We start from the raw sequence: 16,036 nt of genomic DNA, 5'->3' as shown, positions 1-16,036 counted from the left end.
AGACAAATCAATGAGCGAATTTACTTCATTTACAAAATAAAAAACGTGAAGCGCCTCAAATGGGCAACTTCACGTTTGGATGTTTAGTATTACGCAGCTTTACGCATACTCTTCATAATCAAGCTAACAATAAATACAAGTACAACCGCACCGATTAACGCAGGTAGGAAATAGAAACTAGAGATTTGTGGACCCCATTCTCCTAATAGTGCACCACCGATCCATGCACCTACAATACCTGCAATGATGTTACCAATAATACCGCCGGGAATATCTTTACCTAAAATAAGTCCAGCTAGCCAACCAATGATACCTCCGATAATTAAGAACCATAAAAAGCTCATGTTGCTCATCTCCTTTTCATTATGTTATGTAGCTCTCGCTTAGTATTGGTATTACCATCTTTTTAATACCTCAAACATTTTTCGATAAAAAAAGTTCAGACAGTAATAAAACTGCTGAACTTTCGATTCGTTTTAGTTGGCTATAACGGTTGCGCCCAATGTGTTTTGGAAGTGGGAAAGAGCCCAGTCATGGCCTGCAGCGTTGAAACTTGCGACGCCACTTTCGTGAACGATAATGGAGTAGCCGAGGTTGTACGCGTCGACTGCAGTATGTAAAATGCAAATATCCGTACATACACCCATAAGATGGATTTCTGTAATTCCGCGTGCACGCAATTGGATATCGAGATCTGTTCCGGCGAATGCACTGTAGCGTGTTTTATCCATCCAAATAATTTGCTGTTTATGTTCGGTATAGAAATCGTGCAGTTTCCCATAAAGATTTCTGCCTTCTGTACCGCGAATATTGTGAGCAGGGAATAGCTTGCTTTCCGGATGATACGGATCATTTTTTTCATGCAGGTCGTTGATGACAAACACCGGCAATTGCTGTTTTACAAAATCTGCTGTCTGATCCACAATATACTCCTCAAGCGCGATACCCGGTTCGCCGCAAGTTAAGGCACCGTCCCTAGCTACAAAATCTACTGTATAATCTACAACGAGTAATGCTTTCTTCATAAAGAACCTCTCCTTTTCTTTATTTTCTCATAGTGGCGGCTTAGTGTCTAAACATATGTAAAGACATACCCGAATTCATTCCCACCATAATTTCACTATCAAATATTTTAAATAATTATGAATTTCATTTTCAAAAGATATACAGTAAATGTCATAAACGGCGTTTTCACGAGAGAAAGTGACGCTATTTGAGAATGCAAACGACTAATTGAGAATTCTTAACGATATTTCGATTAGTCATAAGCTTTTCTTATGTATACCTATAATGTATATGTATTTTACTATTGTTCTTTGCTATACTAAGATGGAGTAGAGGAAAGATGGATTCTTTTCGTCTTTCAGTACATAAAGGGAGGAAACACAAAATGGCAAAAAGCAACTTGCATAATAGCCGTCAGTCTTTCAAAGTAAACGACAAGACGTATAACTACTACCGTTTGAAAGCTTTAGAAGAAGCAGGACTAACAAAAGTATCGAAACTTCCTTATTCCGTAAGAGTATTACTAGAATCAGTACTTCGTCAACATGACGGATACGTGATCAAGGACGACCATGTAGAAGATTTAGCTAAATGGGGCACTGTACAAAACGCAGACGCTGAAGTTCCATTCAAACCTTCACGTGTCATCCTACAAGACTTCACAGGAGTTCCTGTTGTAGTGGACTTGGCTTCATTGCGTTCTGCAATGAACGAACTAGGTGGAGATCCAAACGAGATCAACCCTGAAATTCCAGTGGATCTAGTCATTGACCACTCGGTACAAGTAGATAGCTATGGTACGCCACAAGCGCTACAAAAAAATATGGAACTTGAATTCGAACGTAATGCTGAGCGTTACCAGTTCTTGAGCTGGGCACAAAAAGCATATGATAACTACCGTGCAGTACCACCTGCAACTGGTATCGTTCACCAAGTAAACCTTGAATATCTAGCTAACGTTGTTCACGCGGTTGAAAACGAAGATGGATCATTCGAAACATACCCAGATACATTGGTTGGAACGGACTCCCATACAACTATGATCAACGGTATCGGCGTACTTGGATGGGGCGTTGGTGGTATTGAAGCGGAAGCAGGAATGCTTGGACAACCGTCATACTTCCCAATTCCAGAAGTTATCGGTGTGAAATTAGTTGGAGATCTTCCAGACGGAACAACTGCAACTGACTTAGCGCTTAAAGTAACTCAAATCCTTCGCGCACAAGGTGTTGTAGGTAAATTTGTTGAGTTCTTCGGCCCTGGCGTTTCAAAATTGCCACTAGCTGACCGTGCGACAATCGCAAACATGGCGCCTGAATATGGTGCTACTTGTGGATTCTTCCCGGTTGACGAAGAGTCACTTAACTATATGCGCTTAACAGGCCGCGACGAAGAGCACATTGCAGTAGTTAAGCAATACTTGATCGAAAACGATATGTTCTTCACTCCTGAAAAGGAAGAGCCGACATTCACTAAAGTTGTAGAAATCAACCTTAGCGATATCGCTGCAAACCTATCAGGTCCTAAACGCCCACAAGACTTGATTCCATTGACTGAAATGCAACAGTCGTTCAAAGACGCAGTTGTAGCTCCAGAAGGAACACAAGGCTTTGGCTTAACACCAAAAGAGCTTGAGAAAAAAGGCACAATTAAGTTCGAAGACGGACGCAAAGTGGATCTTAAAACAGGTGACGTTGCAATCGCAGCTATCACTTCTTGTACAAACACATCTAACCCTTACGTTATGTTAGCGGCTGGATTGGTTGCGAAGAAAGCTGTTGAAAAAGGACTTACACCACCTGCATACGTTAAAACTTCATTGGCACCAGGTTCAAAAGTTGTTACTGGCTACTTGAACGAATCAGGTCTATCTGCTTACATGGATCAAATTGGATTCAACACAGTAGGTTACGGATGTACGACTTGTATCGGTAACTCGGGTCCATTGCTTCCAGAAATCGAAAAAACAATCGGTGATGAAGATCTTCTAGTTACATCTGTCCTTTCAGGTAACCGTAACTTTGAAGGCCGCGTACACCCATTCGTTAAAGCGAACTACTTGGCTTCACCTCCACTAGTTGTGGCATACGCACTAGCTGGAACAGTGAACATTGACTTTGCGAAAGATCCAATCGGAACTGACAAAGATGGTAACGACGTATTCTTCAAAGACATCTGGCCTTCTACACAAGAAGTGAACGATGTATTGAATGCGACGGTTACACCTGAATTGTTCCGTAAAGAATATGCGCGCGTATTCACTGAAAACGAAGCATGGAATGCAATTGAAACGACTGACGATTCACTATACGATTTCGATGAGTCTTCAACATATATCCAAAACCCACCGTTCTTCGAAAATCTTTCGAAAGAACCAGCGGATATCGAGCAGCTTAAAGGCTTGCGTGTAATCGGTAAGTTCGGTGATTCAATCACGACTGACCATATTTCACCTGCTGGAGCTATCGGTTTGAACACACCTGCTGGACTCTACTTACGTGAAAATGGCGTAGAGCCACGTAACTTTAACTCGTACGGTTCACGTCGTGGTAACCACGAAGTCATGATGCGCGGAACGTTTGCGAACATTCGTATTCGTAACCAAATCGCAGCGGGCACTGAAGGTGGATTCACTACGTACTGGCCAAACAAAGAAGTTATGCCGATCTATGATGCAGCGATGAAGTATCAAGAAGATGGTACAGGTCTAGCTATCCTTGGTGGTAAAGACTACGGAATGGGTTCTTCACGTGACTGGGCAGCAAAAGGTACAAACTTGCTTGGCATCAAAACAGTTATCGTAGAAAGCTTCGAGCGTATTCACCGTTCTAACCTAGTGATGATGGGTGTACTTCCACTTCAATTCATCAATGGGGAAAACGTTGAATCTCTAGGCTTAACTGGTGAAGAAGAAATCTGTGTGAATATCGCTGAAGGCGTAAAACCACGTTCAATCCTTAAAGTTACAGCGAAAGCTCCAGACGGCAAGGAAACTGAATTTGAAGTACTAGCTCGTTTCGACTCCGAAGTTGAAGTGGACTACTACCGTCACGGCGGAATCCTTCAAATGGTTCTACGTAATAAATTAGCAGCAAAGTAATAGGGAATAAGTAAAGGTGCTCGGCTTAGCCGAGCATCTTTTTTTGCGTTTTACAGTTTGAATAGCGAGTATATAGTGAAAACCATCGCACGGACGCTCATTAATTCGAAGAAGCGCTCATAGTTCATGCATATCCGCTCTATGGTCGCTGCGAAGCGCTCTATGAGACGAGGCGACCGCTCTATCACAGTCTGTATCCGCTCATACGCAAGCCATAACCGCTCATAGCCGCGCGTCTCCACCTACATTTTCCACCCCATCATAATGTCAATCACAAGCAATCCACTTTCTCGTTCGTTATACTAGACATGAGGTGATCACATGTTTACGAGTGAAAAAGAAATTGAAGTACGCTACGCAGAAACCGATCAGATGGGTGTCGTGTACCATGCCAACTACTTAATTTGGATGGAAATCGGCCGTACCGCGTTGATCAAAGACCTCGGATACGAATATGCACAACTCGAGCGCGATGGGTATCTATCGCCTGTAACCGAGCTGTCAGTGAAGTATAAGACGTCGATTACATACGGTGAGACCGTTACAGTCAAAACATGGGTCGAGTCGCACGGCAAGCTACGTACGGTCTATGGCTATGAGATTCTGCATGCAGACGGCTCGATTGCCGCAACCGCTGTTTCTGAGCACGTAGTAGTGAAAAAAGAGAACTTCCGACCCGTGTCCATGCGCAAAATTCATCCAGAATGGGATGCGACGTACACGAAAATTCAGCGAGGCGAAGGCTGATGGCATTCGGAATTGATCGACAGCAATTAAAAGAATGGAAAAACGCGGTGCAGCGTGAAGAAATTGCATTTTTGACACATTATTGGCTAGATGACCGGTTTCCGACAGTAAATACGGTCACAAAAGCGGGATGCAGTGATCTCGAAAAGCTCATACAGTGGGGAAGGAAGTACGGTTTGCAATCAGAATGGATCCACGCACGCGAAGAATACCCACATTTCGATTTGCTTGGGGAACGTCAAGTAGACATTTTGAAGCAAGAAGGGCAAATCCATCAATTAACCCGATTAAAAAATGGTAAGCATGACTCTTTATAGGAGTCATGCTTACCATTTTATTTGTGATTTACGCTACTTCATAGTCAAAGGATAATTCTTCCGTTGACGAATCTGCATCAATATGCAAGTCATGGCCATCGAAGAACCAAAGATCTCGTTCTTCAATGTAATAATGCACGCCGTTCACGACATGTTCGACTGCTAGTTCGTCTGGTACTTCTTTCGTAATACCTATGGAAAAGCCTTCATGTAGCGGACTCGATCCGCCATAACGCGCGAAAAATTTTACATAATCGCCTGTAGTGACTTCCATTTCTTCTTCAAACCAATGAATGGCTTGTTCGGATAGGTGAATATTCATGCTCTATACATCCTTTCCAGTGGAGAAACCTATAGCCATTTTACTTTTGGTTCGGTTCCATTCTTAATTCGAGTAATATTGTCACGATGGCGATAAAAAATGAAGAAGCCCATCAGTGCGACGACTAAAAATAAATACAGATCGCCACCCATAAAGTAATAAATGAGACAGTATAGTGGTCCCATAACGGACACGATGATCGATGTTAACGATACCATCTTCGTTAGTTTTAATGCAATTAAAAACGTAATGACGACCAATAAGAAAATGGGCCAATTATAACCAAGTAATACTCCACCAGAAGTCGCAACGGCTTTTCCGCCTCTTAGATTGGCGAAAATAGGGAAGATGTGTCCAAGTACTGCAACGACTCCAAGAATCAACGGATGAATCGCCGTATCGTGAAAGTACGGCAATAACGGCAAGAGAACAGCTGCTGTTCCTTTGAAGATGTCTAGCAGTGTGACGACGATGCCAGCTTTTTTTCCGAGGACCCGAAATGTATTTGTCGCGCCCATGTTTCCACTGCCATGCTGTCTGACATCGGTTCCATAAAAAAGCTTGCCGATCCAGAGTGCAGAAGGGATCGAGCCGAGCAAATAAGCTGCCAGAATGATAACGTAATTTTCCATAGTGAACCCCTTTATGCATGATAAACTAATTTATTATTAGTGTAGCAGATGCATAAGTTCTGGACAATAATAGAATTCTAGAGGAAGATGAAGAACAGCCGAAAAAAGGAATTTCCGCATAAAACGTTCGGTGTGTTGTCATCGTTTGCTCGTTGCATTCCGTACATTTCTTCTATACAATAGGTTGAGCTGAAACAAAACGTTGATTTGACAAGGTTTATCAGAAGATGTATGATTAAAATAACAGAACATTTGTTTGACGGGGGTTTCATTTTGACGAAACAGAAAATACAAAATACGTATGATGATAGTTCCATTCAAATTTTAGAAGGCTTGGAAGCGGTACGAAAAAGACCGGGAATGTACATCGGTTCGACCGACACGAGAGGTCTGCACCACTTAGTCTACGAAATAGTAGATAACTCGGTGGATGAAGCACTAGCTGGCTTCGGTAATGAAATTGACGTCACGATCCATAAAGACGGCAGTGTCAGTGTGCGAGACTACGGACGTGGGATGCCGACAGGGAAGCATGAGTCAGGAAAACCAACTGCTGAAGTCATTATGACCGTGTTGCACGCGGGCGGAAAGTTCGGGCAAGGCGGCTATAAAACGAGTGGCGGCTTACACGGTGTAGGGGCATCCGTTGTCAATGCATTGTCCGAGTGGTTGGAAGTGACGATCTACCGAGACGGCAAGAAATTTCTCCAGCGCTTTGAGCATGGCGGTAAACCGGCCACGACACTTGAAGAAATCGGTAAAACGAAAGAAACAGGCACGACGATTCATTTCAAACCGGATACGACGATCTTCTCTACGATTAAATATCAATATGACACACTGGCAGAAAGATTGCGTGAGTCCGCTTTTCTATTGAAAGGTTTAAAGATTACGCTAAAAGAAGAAAGTACAGATAAGCAAGACATTTTCCACTACGAATCCGGAATTGAAGCGTTTGTTACCTATTTGAATGAAGAAAAAGAAGTGTTGCATGACGTAGCATACCTAGAAGGTGAAGTCGACGGCATTGAAGTCGAATTTGCGTTCCAGTTCAGCGACGGCTATGCCGAAACGATTCTTTCATTCGTTAACAACGTCCGTACGAAAGACGGCGGAACGCACGAAACCGGTGCGAAAGCTGCGATGACACGTGTGGTGAATGAATACGCACGTAAAGCGGGCTTACTGAAGGAAAAAGATAAGAATCTCGATGGCTCAGATATCCGTGAAGGGATTGCGGCGATCGTTTCTGTTCGTATTCCGGAAGAAATTCTGCAATTTGAAGGCCAAACGAAAGGTAAACTCGGCACGAGTGAAGCGCGAACGGTGACAGATGCCGTCATTTCGCAAAAAATGCTGTATTTCCTTGAAGAAAATGCGGAACTTAGCGCAAATCTTGTCCGTAAAGCCATCCGAGCACATCAAGCACGTGAAGCAGCACGAAAAGCGCGTGAAGACGCGCGTTCAGGCAAGAAACGCAAGAAATCCGATACATTGTTGTCCGGTAAATTATCCCCGGCCCAATCACGTAACGCCGCCAAGAATGAATTATATCTCGTGGAGGGTGATTCTGCCGGCGGTTCAGCAAAGCAAGGTCGTGATCGTACGTTCCAAGCGATATTGCCGCTTCGGGGTAAAGTCATCAATACGGAAAAAGCGAAACTTGAAGACATCATGAAAAATGAAGAAATCAACACGATTATCCATGCAGTTGGTGGTGGAGTGGGTGCTGATTTCCAAATTGAAGATGCTGCGTACGACAAAGTCATTATTATGACCGATGCTGATACCGATGGTGCACACATCCAAGTGTTGCTATTGACGTTCTTCTATCGCTATATGAAGCCATTAATTGAAGCAGGCAAAGTGTATATCGCGCTACCGCCTTTATTCAAAGTATTTAAAGGCGCCGGTAAAAGCGAAAAGCTTGCGTATGCGTGGACCGATGATGATTTAGAAGAAGCGATCGAAAAGGTTGGGAAAGGCTATATGCTTCAACGCTATAAAGGTCTTGGTGAGATGAACGCGGATCAATTATGGGAAACGACGATGGATCCATCCACACGAACGTTGATTCGAGTGACGATTGAAGATGGAGCGAAATCCGAGCGTCGCGTCACCACCTTGATGGGTGATAAAGTCGAACCACGTCGTAAATGGATTGAAGAGAACGTCGATTTTGGCTTGATTGAAGAACATAATATTTTAGATAATGCATATATACATGTTGAGGGGGATACGGAATGACACAGTCAGAAACGTTTCAAGATCTGCCCTTGGAAGAAGTAATTGGTGACCGTTTTGGGCGTTATAGTAAGTATATTATCCAAGACCGCGCGATTCCAGATGCGCGGGACGGATTAAAGCCGGTACAACGTCGTATTTTGTATGCGATGTTCCATGAAGGCAACACACATGAAAAAGCGTTCCGTAAATCCGCAAAAACGGTCGGTAACGTTATCGGTAACTATCACCCACATGGTGATACGTCCGTCTACGATGCCATGGTACGGATGAGTCAATCATGGAAGCTGCGTCATGAAATGGTCGACATGCAAGGAAATAACGGTTCGATTGACGGTGACTCCGCAGCCGCAATGCGTTATACCGAAGCGCGACTTTCTGCTATCGCAAGTGAAATGTTACGCGATATTCGTAAAGAAACTGTCGATTTTGCATTTAACTTTGACGATACAGAACTGGAACCCACCGTTTTACCAGGACGTTTTCCGAATTTGCTGGTGAACGGTTCTACGGGTATCTCTGCCGGTTATGCGACCGATATTCCGCCTCACGCACTGCATGAGGTTATTGATGCGGTCTTGATGCGCTTAAAGAAACCGAACGTCAGCGTAGATGAGCTGATGACGGTGATTCCTGGACCGGATTTCCCGACAGGTGCGATTATCCAAGGAACGGACGGAATTCGTACTGCCTATCAGACAGGCAAAGGGCGTTTCATTATCCGCGCATTGTGGGAAATTGAGCAGTTAAAAGCAGGTAAATCCCAAATCGTCATTACGGAAATCCCGTATGATGTCAATAAAGCCAATTTAGTAAAGAAAATGGATGAACTGCGCCACGACCGTCGTTTAGATGGTATTGCAGAAATTCGTGATGAATCCGACCGTACAGGAATGCGTATCGTCGTCGAGCTGAAGAAAGAAATAGACGGTACAGCCATTATGCAGTATTTGTTGAAACATACGGATTTACAGATCACGTACAATTTCAATATGATTGCGATTGCAGGTAGACGCCCGATGTTGATGTCTCTTCCAATGCTTCTGGATGCGTATATTGATCACCAAAAAGACGTGATTACACGACGATCTACCTTTGATATCCGTAAAGCGAAAGAACGATTACATATCGTAGACGGTTTGATAAAAGCTTTATCGATCCTCGATGAAGTCATTAAGACGATTCGCGCGTCAAAAGATAAGAAAGATGCGAAATTAAACTTGGTTAAAGCGTATGAATTTACTGAAGTACAAGCAGAAGCCATTGTTTCATTGCAACTATACCGATTGACGAATACGGATATTACGGAATTAAAACGCGAGGAACAGGAACTACGTGACTTGATCCAAGAGCTAGAAGCGGTTCTTGCAAGCGAGTCTAAATTGGTGTCTGTTTTGGTGAAAGAAATCAAAGCAATCCGTAAGCAATTTTCCGAACCACGTCGTTCCGTAATTGAAGAAAAAATTGAGGAACTGAAAGTGGATCTAGATATCTTGGTTCCTAGCGAAGAAGTCATGGTATCCGTCACAAAAGGTGGCTATGTCAAACGTACCAGCATGCGTTCGTACTCCGCTTCGGGTGGAAAAGGGCAGGAAATGAAAGAACACGATTATAATCTAATCGAATCTGCCATGAATACACAGCATCACTTGCTGTTGTTCACATCTTTCGGTAATTACATCTACCAACCCGTCCACGAGCTGCCAGAGATACGCTGGCGTGATTTAGGGCAGCATTTATCCAGCATTTGCGGACTCGAGCCAGGTGAAGAGCTAGTGGACGTGATCGCCCTTGAGAAATTTGATGAAACTCGCTGTATTTTGACCGCTTCATCCAATGGTAATGTAAAGATTTCGAAATTGACGGACTTCCAAGTGCAACGTTTTAACCGTTCGTTCAAAGCGATGAACGTTAAGAAAGACGATCGACTAGTTGGTGCACAGGTTATAACGGGGAAAGAAGACGTATTATTGGTAAGTAAACAAGCTTACTCGCTACGATTCGCATTGTCAGAGCTTGCCACTACCGGTATTCGTACAGGCGGCGTCAAGGGAATCAATTTAAAAGCCGAAGATGAGTTAGTAGCATTTGAAGTGATTACAGAGCAAGTACGCAACGTATTTGTAGCTACACAGCGTGGAACTATTAAAAGAATGAATATTTCAGAGTTCGAGACAAGCTCTAGAGCGCTTAGAGGCGTGACGATCATTAAAGAGTTAAAGTCCAATCCGTATCGAGTAGTAGATATGAAGCTGGTGAAAGACGATGAAGAATTCGTGATTCACACATCTAAGGGACTAAAGATAGAAATCGAACCCATGTCGATAAAAAATTCTAATCGTCAGTCTACAGGAAGTTCTGTAGTGGACGAAGCGAAAGACGGGCAGATTGTGCAAGTGGTGACGGTGAAGAAGGATAGGGAGTAAGCATAATGGAAGCGTCTTATGAAGTGATACAACTTCATAGGACGCTTTTTTCTTTATTTTATAGTGTAAGTACTACAGACTGAGTGAATCAGAAGGATCTGTCATAGGATGGAAGCTCCAGTTGGCGACGCTTTCCTAAGAGCCTACTCGTTCGCTCCCTGCGGGGTTTCAAGACGCACGCTAATCCCCACCCCAACAGACATTCAGCCTTACCGTTCCATTAATCTCACCATGGTCAGTGCACAAACCATGCACAATCACTTTAGAATTCCACAAAAACGCGACTATCGCTCTCCGAAGTCGCGGTCACTCAGCACGAAAGTCGGGTTCATCATGACTAGTCAGAAAATAGTAACTAGTTAAAACACATACACAACAAGCGCTGAGCGTCCGCTCAATTTATAATTCCACTCCTAATTACATTAAATATTTAACACAAAAAAGAAAATATAATGGAAAAGTCTCTTTGTTATGATTCTACTCAAGCAAGTATATAAAAAAGTAGAGTAGAAAGCGTAGAGGTGAAGAGATGATGAAAATGATGAATGAAGTACTACCATCGAATATTGAGCTGGAACCCTTATTCAACCCAAAAAGAGTGGCTGTACTAGGTGCTTCGGAAAACACGAACAAAATTGGTTACTTGCAATTAAAAGCACTACTAGACGCAGGCTTTGAAGGGGAGATCTACCCTATCCATCCCACAGCGAAAGAAATTGGAGAATTGCCTTGTTACACAAGCGTAGGCGATACACCCGAACAAGTCGATTTGGCCATTCTCTGTGTCGGCATGCACCAAGTAGAGAAATGTCTGATCGATTGCGGTGAAAGCGGTGTCAAGGCGGCGATCGTCTTTGCATCCGGCTACTCAGAGATTGGCGAAGAAGGAATTATTGCACAAAACCGCCTGAAAGAAATCGCTGAACAATACCAGATGCGATTGATCGGCCCAAACTGTGTAGGTCTTCTCAATACAACAAACGGCTTGATGGGTACATTCTCTCCAGGACTTACGAATGTACCGCTTGGCAAGAAACGTGAAGTAGGATTCGTTACGCAAAGTGGCGCTTTTGGTGTGTTGACGTATATTGCGGCAGCTCAGCATGGATTGACGTTTAATTACTTCGTCAGTGTCGGCAATGAAGTCGATGTAAGTTTCTCTGACGTCATTGAATACATGTTGCATGACCCCAAAACAAAAGTGGCAAGCGGTTATTTGGAAGGCGAGAAAAACGCAGAGAAGTTACGGAAACTAGCGAAATTCGCCCTTCAAATCAATAAACCGATTGTTATCATGAAGTCTGGACGAAGCAGTGCAGGCAGTCGTGCAGCAGCATCACATACCGGCTCATTGGCAGGTGCTGATAAAGTGTATGACGGATTCTTCAAGCAAGCCGGCATTGTGCGTGCAGACGATTACGATGATATTATTTCATTCTCTAAATTATTCTTAACCAATAAACTTCCGACAGGTAAAAATACAGTGATCGTCACGAGTTCAGGTGGCAGAGGAATCAACGAAGCGGATCGTTGTGAATCGTACGGATTAAACATCCATGCGCTAAGCGATAAAGTGCGAAAAGAAATCGAGAAAAACATTCCCGATTTTGCAAGCGCTTCCAACCCGGTTGATTTAACCGCGGCCGCATCGATCACCAATCCGGAATTGTATCTCGCACCATTAAAAGTACTCGTCAATGATCCCGATACAGACATTATCCTATTTCCGGAGTTCCCTATTCACTGGGATGAAAACACACCACTTCTTCAGGAATTCGTCGAAATTTGCAAGAACTCGGATAAGTTCGTGTTGATATCGAACTTCCCGCTTGAAGGCATGTCGATTCCAAAAGGCGTGCAGTATCTCGAAGACAACGGCATTCCATTCATTCTCGGTAATATGAATCCGATCCGCTCGCTTGCCAAATTAGTGGATTATGCAGAAGCATATAGAAAAGCGCACAAGATCAGCGATGAGCCTGCAAGAAAAGAACTGGACGTATCGAACATCCAGCACCTATTACCTGCAAACCAAACATTGAGCGAATCGCAGTCGAGTGAAATCCTCTCTGCATACGGTATCCGCACAGCGAAGCGAATCACTGCCAAGACGGCGGATGATGCAGTACAAGCTGCGAATCACATGGGCTATCCAGTCGTCATGAAAATCGATTCGCCTGATATTCCACATAAGACGGAAGTCAACGGGATCCGGCTGAATGTCCAGAACGGCCAGGAAGTACGCCAGGCGTTCAAGGAAATCTACGACAGTGCGAAAGAACATTGCCCAACAGCGGATCTTCACGGCATATCTATTCAGGAAATGTTGCCTGAAGGCGTGGAAGTCATCGTCGGTGTAACGAGTGATCCGACATTTGGCCCTGTCATCATGTTTGGTCTTGGCGGTGTCTTTGTAGAAGTCTTCAAAGATGTATCTTTCCGTGTCGCACCGATCACAAGACAAGATGCTATCGATAAGATGGAAAGCTTGAAAGGCTATCAAATCCTACAAGGCGTACGCAATAAAAAGCCCGTCGATCAAGAAGCCATTATCGATGTGTTACTGAAAGTTTCAAGATTAATTGAAGACTACTCGGATGTCATCCAAGAAATAGACATTAACCCGTTGATCGTTTACGAAGACGGCATTGTAGCGGCAGATGCATTGATCATCACAAAATAAGAGGAGGATGAAAATGGATTTGGATAAAAGTGTTATAGGCTTAACGAGCGCCGAATACGTGTTTGAAATCGAAAGAAGGCATGTCGGCCAATTCGCCACTGCCATCGGAGACGACAATCCACTCTATACAGACGACAGCTATGCGAAAGAGTCGGCATACGAAGGACTGATTGTCCCGCCGACATTTCCGATTGCGATGAACGATGGCAAAGTAGAAATGCCTTTACAACTTGACCACCGCCGGATGTTGCACGGCGAGCAGGAATTCTTATACTACAAACCGATCCGCGTAGGAGATCAACTACGTTGCCAGATGAAAGTTAGCGATCTGTATGACAAAGAAGGAAAGAGCGGAAAAATGCAATTTTTGAAACTAGATACAGAAATGAAAGACGAAGCGGGCGAATTAGTTTGTATTAGCCGCATGAACATTGTCTATCGTTCAGCAAAATAATGGGAGGTCGTCACATGATCAAGGAATGGGAGTTAAAAGAACTAAAGGTAGACCAGAAACTAGAGCCTATGGTGAAACCACCCATCACGAAAGTGCAGTTGGCTCAGTATGCAGGTGCTTCTGGGGATTTTAATCCATTGCACCTCGACGATGACTTCGCGCAGAAAATCGGCATGGATGGTGTCGTAGCACACGGCATGCTGGTAATGGGTTTCCTTGGGGAGTATGTGATGAAAATTGCTGGCAAGGAAGCACGCGTCGCAAACTTTAAGATGCGTTTCGGCAAAATGACGGTACCGGGCGATGAAATACGTTGCTCGGGTGTAGTAGAACGAACATATGAAGAAGATGGCAAGCGATGGATCGCACTGGATCTGACGGCAGAGAAAGTATCAGGAGAAGTGGTCGGATCAGGTAGCGCCATCTTACAACTGACATAAACAGACGTGAAATAGGAGGAAATCTATCTATGGGAACTATTAAAGACCGCTATGCCATTGTAGGCGTAGGAGAGAGTGAACGCTCAAGAAAATCGGGAACAACGCCTTTGCATTTGGCACTCGACGCGGCCCATGCAGCAATCAAAGATGCAGGCTTGAAACCGACAGACATCGACGGATTCATGAACTATAACGAAGGGGATTCCTGTACGTCTCACCAACTGGCAACGTATCTTGGTGTACGACCGAAATACGTCAAAGATATTCAAGGCGGCGGAGCGAGTACAGAAATGCTGATTGCGGATGCCGTGGCGCTCATTGAAGCAGGCCAGCTAAACACCGTATTGATCTATCGTTCCATGAACGGTAGTTCGGGAACGCGCGTAGGCCGCGGATATGATCCCGATATGTTACAAGGGGCGCTCTCGGGCGGAAGCTTCGTGATTCCGTACGGATCGGCAAGCCCATCTCAATGGTTCGGCATGTATGCGACACGTCATATGCACGAAACAGGCATTACGAAAGAACATCTTGGGCATGTGTGCTTGAGCTTCTATGAACATGCACAACGAAATCCAAAAGCATTCCTACACGGGAAGCCGTTAACGATGGAAAACTATCTCGCTACACCGGATATCAGTTCTCCATTCAATATCCATGATTCTTGCCTCGAACTCGATGAAGGAAATGCGATCATTGTCACGTCTGCTGAAAAAGCGAAAGACTGTACGTCAAAACCGGTCTATATCATGGGGATGGCGGCAAGACAATGTCATCCGCACGCTCACTACTGGAATGATATCGACCAAGTCGCATCTGATTACGTGGCGGAAGAACTCTATGAAAACGCGGGAGTGACACCGGACGATATCGATGTGGCCTCCATCTATGACTGTTTCAGTTGGGTTGTTATGCGCCAGCTGGAAGCATACGGCTTTGCGAAACGCGGAGAAGTGGGAGATTTTGTTGCGGAAGGCAACTTGAAGATCGGCGGTAAACTACCAACTAATACAGCGGGTGGCATGCTATCCGAAGGGTATACACACGGAATGAACAACGCCATTGAAATCGTTAGACAGCTGCGCCATGACTACGAAGGAACCGACCGCCAAGTAGAAGATTGCAAGATCGGTATTTGTACAGGCTGGGCTGGACCGGATATCGCTGGCGCTATGATCTTACGAAACTAGGAGGAATCACTATGACACAAGCAACGACTGCTTACCAAAAACCTATTCCATTGAAAGATATAGATAATGCCCCGTACTGGGATGCAGCGGACCAACATCAACTGGCCCTGCAAAAATGTGATGATTGTCATGCGTACTCACAACCGCCAGGCCCTACATGCGCAAAATGCGGAAGTGGAAATGTCAGCTGGGAACAGTTAGGCGACGATATTAAAGCTACCGTCTATTCGTATGTAGTTTCCTACCGTCCATTTTTACCAGGTTTCCAGGATGAGTTACCGACAATTATCGCTCTCGCACAGCTCGACAACGTGCCGGAAGTGAAAATTATGGGCAATATCTTGAATTGCCAGGAAAAAGATTTGGAAATCGGGATGCCGATCCAAATGACTTGGGTGGATATTACGGAAGACCGTGCATTGCCACAGTGGATTCCCGTTACGAATTGATCGATAGGCGATATAGAAAGGATGAGT

General features: G+C 44.3%; 14 protein-coding genes. 10 read left to right on the top strand and 4 right to left on the bottom strand.

Going from position 1 to position 16,036, the window contains the following annotated elements:
* Positions 1-89: 89 nt before the first annotated feature.
* The gene (locus tag CSV73_RS11150) at positions 90-344 is read right to left on the bottom strand and encodes a GlsB/YeaQ/YmgE family stress response membrane protein (protein ID WP_085130669.1); all 255 of its coding nucleotides are present in this window, start codon (positions 342-344) and stop codon (positions 90-92) included.
* A 132-nt stretch (positions 345-476) separates the two neighbouring features.
* On the bottom strand, positions 477-1,025 hold the full coding sequence (locus CSV73_RS11145) for a cysteine hydrolase family protein (RefSeq protein ID WP_085130671.1): 549 nt from the start codon (positions 1,023-1,025) through the stop codon (positions 477-479).
* A 365-nt stretch (positions 1,026-1,390) separates the two neighbouring features.
* Between CSV73_RS11145 and acnA the strand changes: the two genes are divergently transcribed.
* From acnA to CSV73_RS11130, 3 genes are all read left to right on the top strand, one after another.
* Positions 1,391-4,105, top strand: coding sequence for an aconitate hydratase AcnA (gene acnA / locus CSV73_RS11140; RefSeq protein WP_099627608.1), 2,715 nt, complete (start codon positions 1,391-1,393; stop codon positions 4,103-4,105).
* Between the two features lie 321 nt (positions 4,106-4,426).
* Complete coding sequence (locus tag CSV73_RS11135) at positions 4,427-4,852, top strand: acyl-CoA thioesterase (RefSeq protein ID WP_085130675.1); 426 nt, start codon at positions 4,427-4,429, stop codon at positions 4,850-4,852.
* Positions 4,852-5,169 (top strand): hypothetical protein, encoded by a 318-nt coding sequence (locus CSV73_RS11130; protein WP_099627607.1) that lies wholly within the window; start codon positions 4,852-4,854, stop codon positions 5,167-5,169. Before CSV73_RS11135 ends, CSV73_RS11130 begins: the two co-directional genes overlap by 1 nt.
* A gap of 28 nt (positions 5,170-5,197) precedes the next feature.
* On the opposite strand, the gene CSV73_RS11125 is transcribed toward CSV73_RS11130, so the two are convergent.
* Positions 5,198-5,491 carry a HesB/YadR/YfhF family protein gene (locus tag CSV73_RS11125; protein ID WP_085130679.1) on the bottom strand — a complete coding sequence of 98 codons (294 nt, stop codon included), beginning with the start codon at positions 5,489-5,491 and terminating at the stop codon, positions 5,198-5,200.
* A gap of 29 nt (positions 5,492-5,520) precedes the next feature.
* Positions 5,521-6,123, bottom strand: a complete 603-nt coding sequence (plsY, locus tag CSV73_RS11120) for a glycerol-3-phosphate 1-O-acyltransferase PlsY (RefSeq protein ID WP_085130681.1) — start codon at positions 6,121-6,123, stop codon at positions 5,521-5,523.
* Between the two features lie 231 nt (positions 6,124-6,354).
* On the opposite strand from plsY, the gene parE reads away from it, so the two are divergent.
* The 7 genes from parE (at position 6,355) to CSV73_RS11085 (ending at position 16,009) form a co-directional block, all read left to right on the top strand.
* Positions 6,355-8,370 carry a DNA topoisomerase IV subunit B gene (gene parE / locus CSV73_RS11115; RefSeq protein ID WP_232319176.1) on the top strand — a complete coding sequence of 672 codons (2,016 nt, stop codon included), beginning with the start codon at positions 6,355-6,357 and terminating at the stop codon, positions 8,368-8,370.
* On the top strand, positions 8,367-10,793 hold the full coding sequence (gene parC, locus CSV73_RS11110) for a DNA topoisomerase IV subunit A (protein ID WP_099627606.1): 2,427 nt from the start codon (positions 8,367-8,369) through the stop codon (positions 10,791-10,793). Before parE ends, parC begins: the two co-directional genes overlap by 4 nt.
* Before the next feature lie 529 nt (positions 10,794-11,322).
* Entirely contained in the window at positions 11,323-13,476 is a 2,154-nt protein-coding gene (locus tag CSV73_RS11105; protein WP_233201042.1) for an acetate--CoA ligase family protein, read from the top strand.
* A gap of 13 nt (positions 13,477-13,489) precedes the next feature.
* Positions 13,490-13,930, top strand: a complete 441-nt coding sequence (locus CSV73_RS11100; RefSeq protein ID WP_085130687.1) for a MaoC family dehydratase N-terminal domain-containing protein — start codon at positions 13,490-13,492, stop codon at positions 13,928-13,930.
* A 14-nt stretch (positions 13,931-13,944) separates the two neighbouring features.
* A complete protein-coding gene (locus CSV73_RS11095; RefSeq protein WP_085130689.1) occupies positions 13,945-14,370 on the top strand; it encodes a MaoC/PaaZ C-terminal domain-containing protein in 426 nt (141 codons plus the stop codon).
* 29 nt (positions 14,371-14,399) lie between these two features.
* Positions 14,400-15,560, top strand: a complete 1,161-nt coding sequence (locus CSV73_RS11090) for a thiolase C-terminal domain-containing protein (protein ID WP_085130691.1) — start codon at positions 14,400-14,402, stop codon at positions 15,558-15,560.
* Positions 15,561-15,571: 11 nt separating this feature from the next.
* Positions 15,572-16,009 carry a Zn-ribbon domain-containing OB-fold protein gene (locus CSV73_RS11085; RefSeq protein WP_099627605.1) on the top strand — a complete coding sequence of 146 codons (438 nt, stop codon included), beginning with the start codon at positions 15,572-15,574 and terminating at the stop codon, positions 16,007-16,009.
* Positions 16,010-16,036 lie beyond the last annotated feature (27 nt).

Source organism: Sporosarcina sp. P1, from assembly GCF_002743155.1.
In the GTDB taxonomy this organism is placed as follows: Bacteria; Bacillota; Bacilli; order Bacillales_A; family Planococcaceae; genus Sporosarcina; species Sporosarcina ureae_B.
Note: the sequence above shows the minus strand (reverse complement) of the source record. Positions and strands in the feature narration are given on the sequence as shown.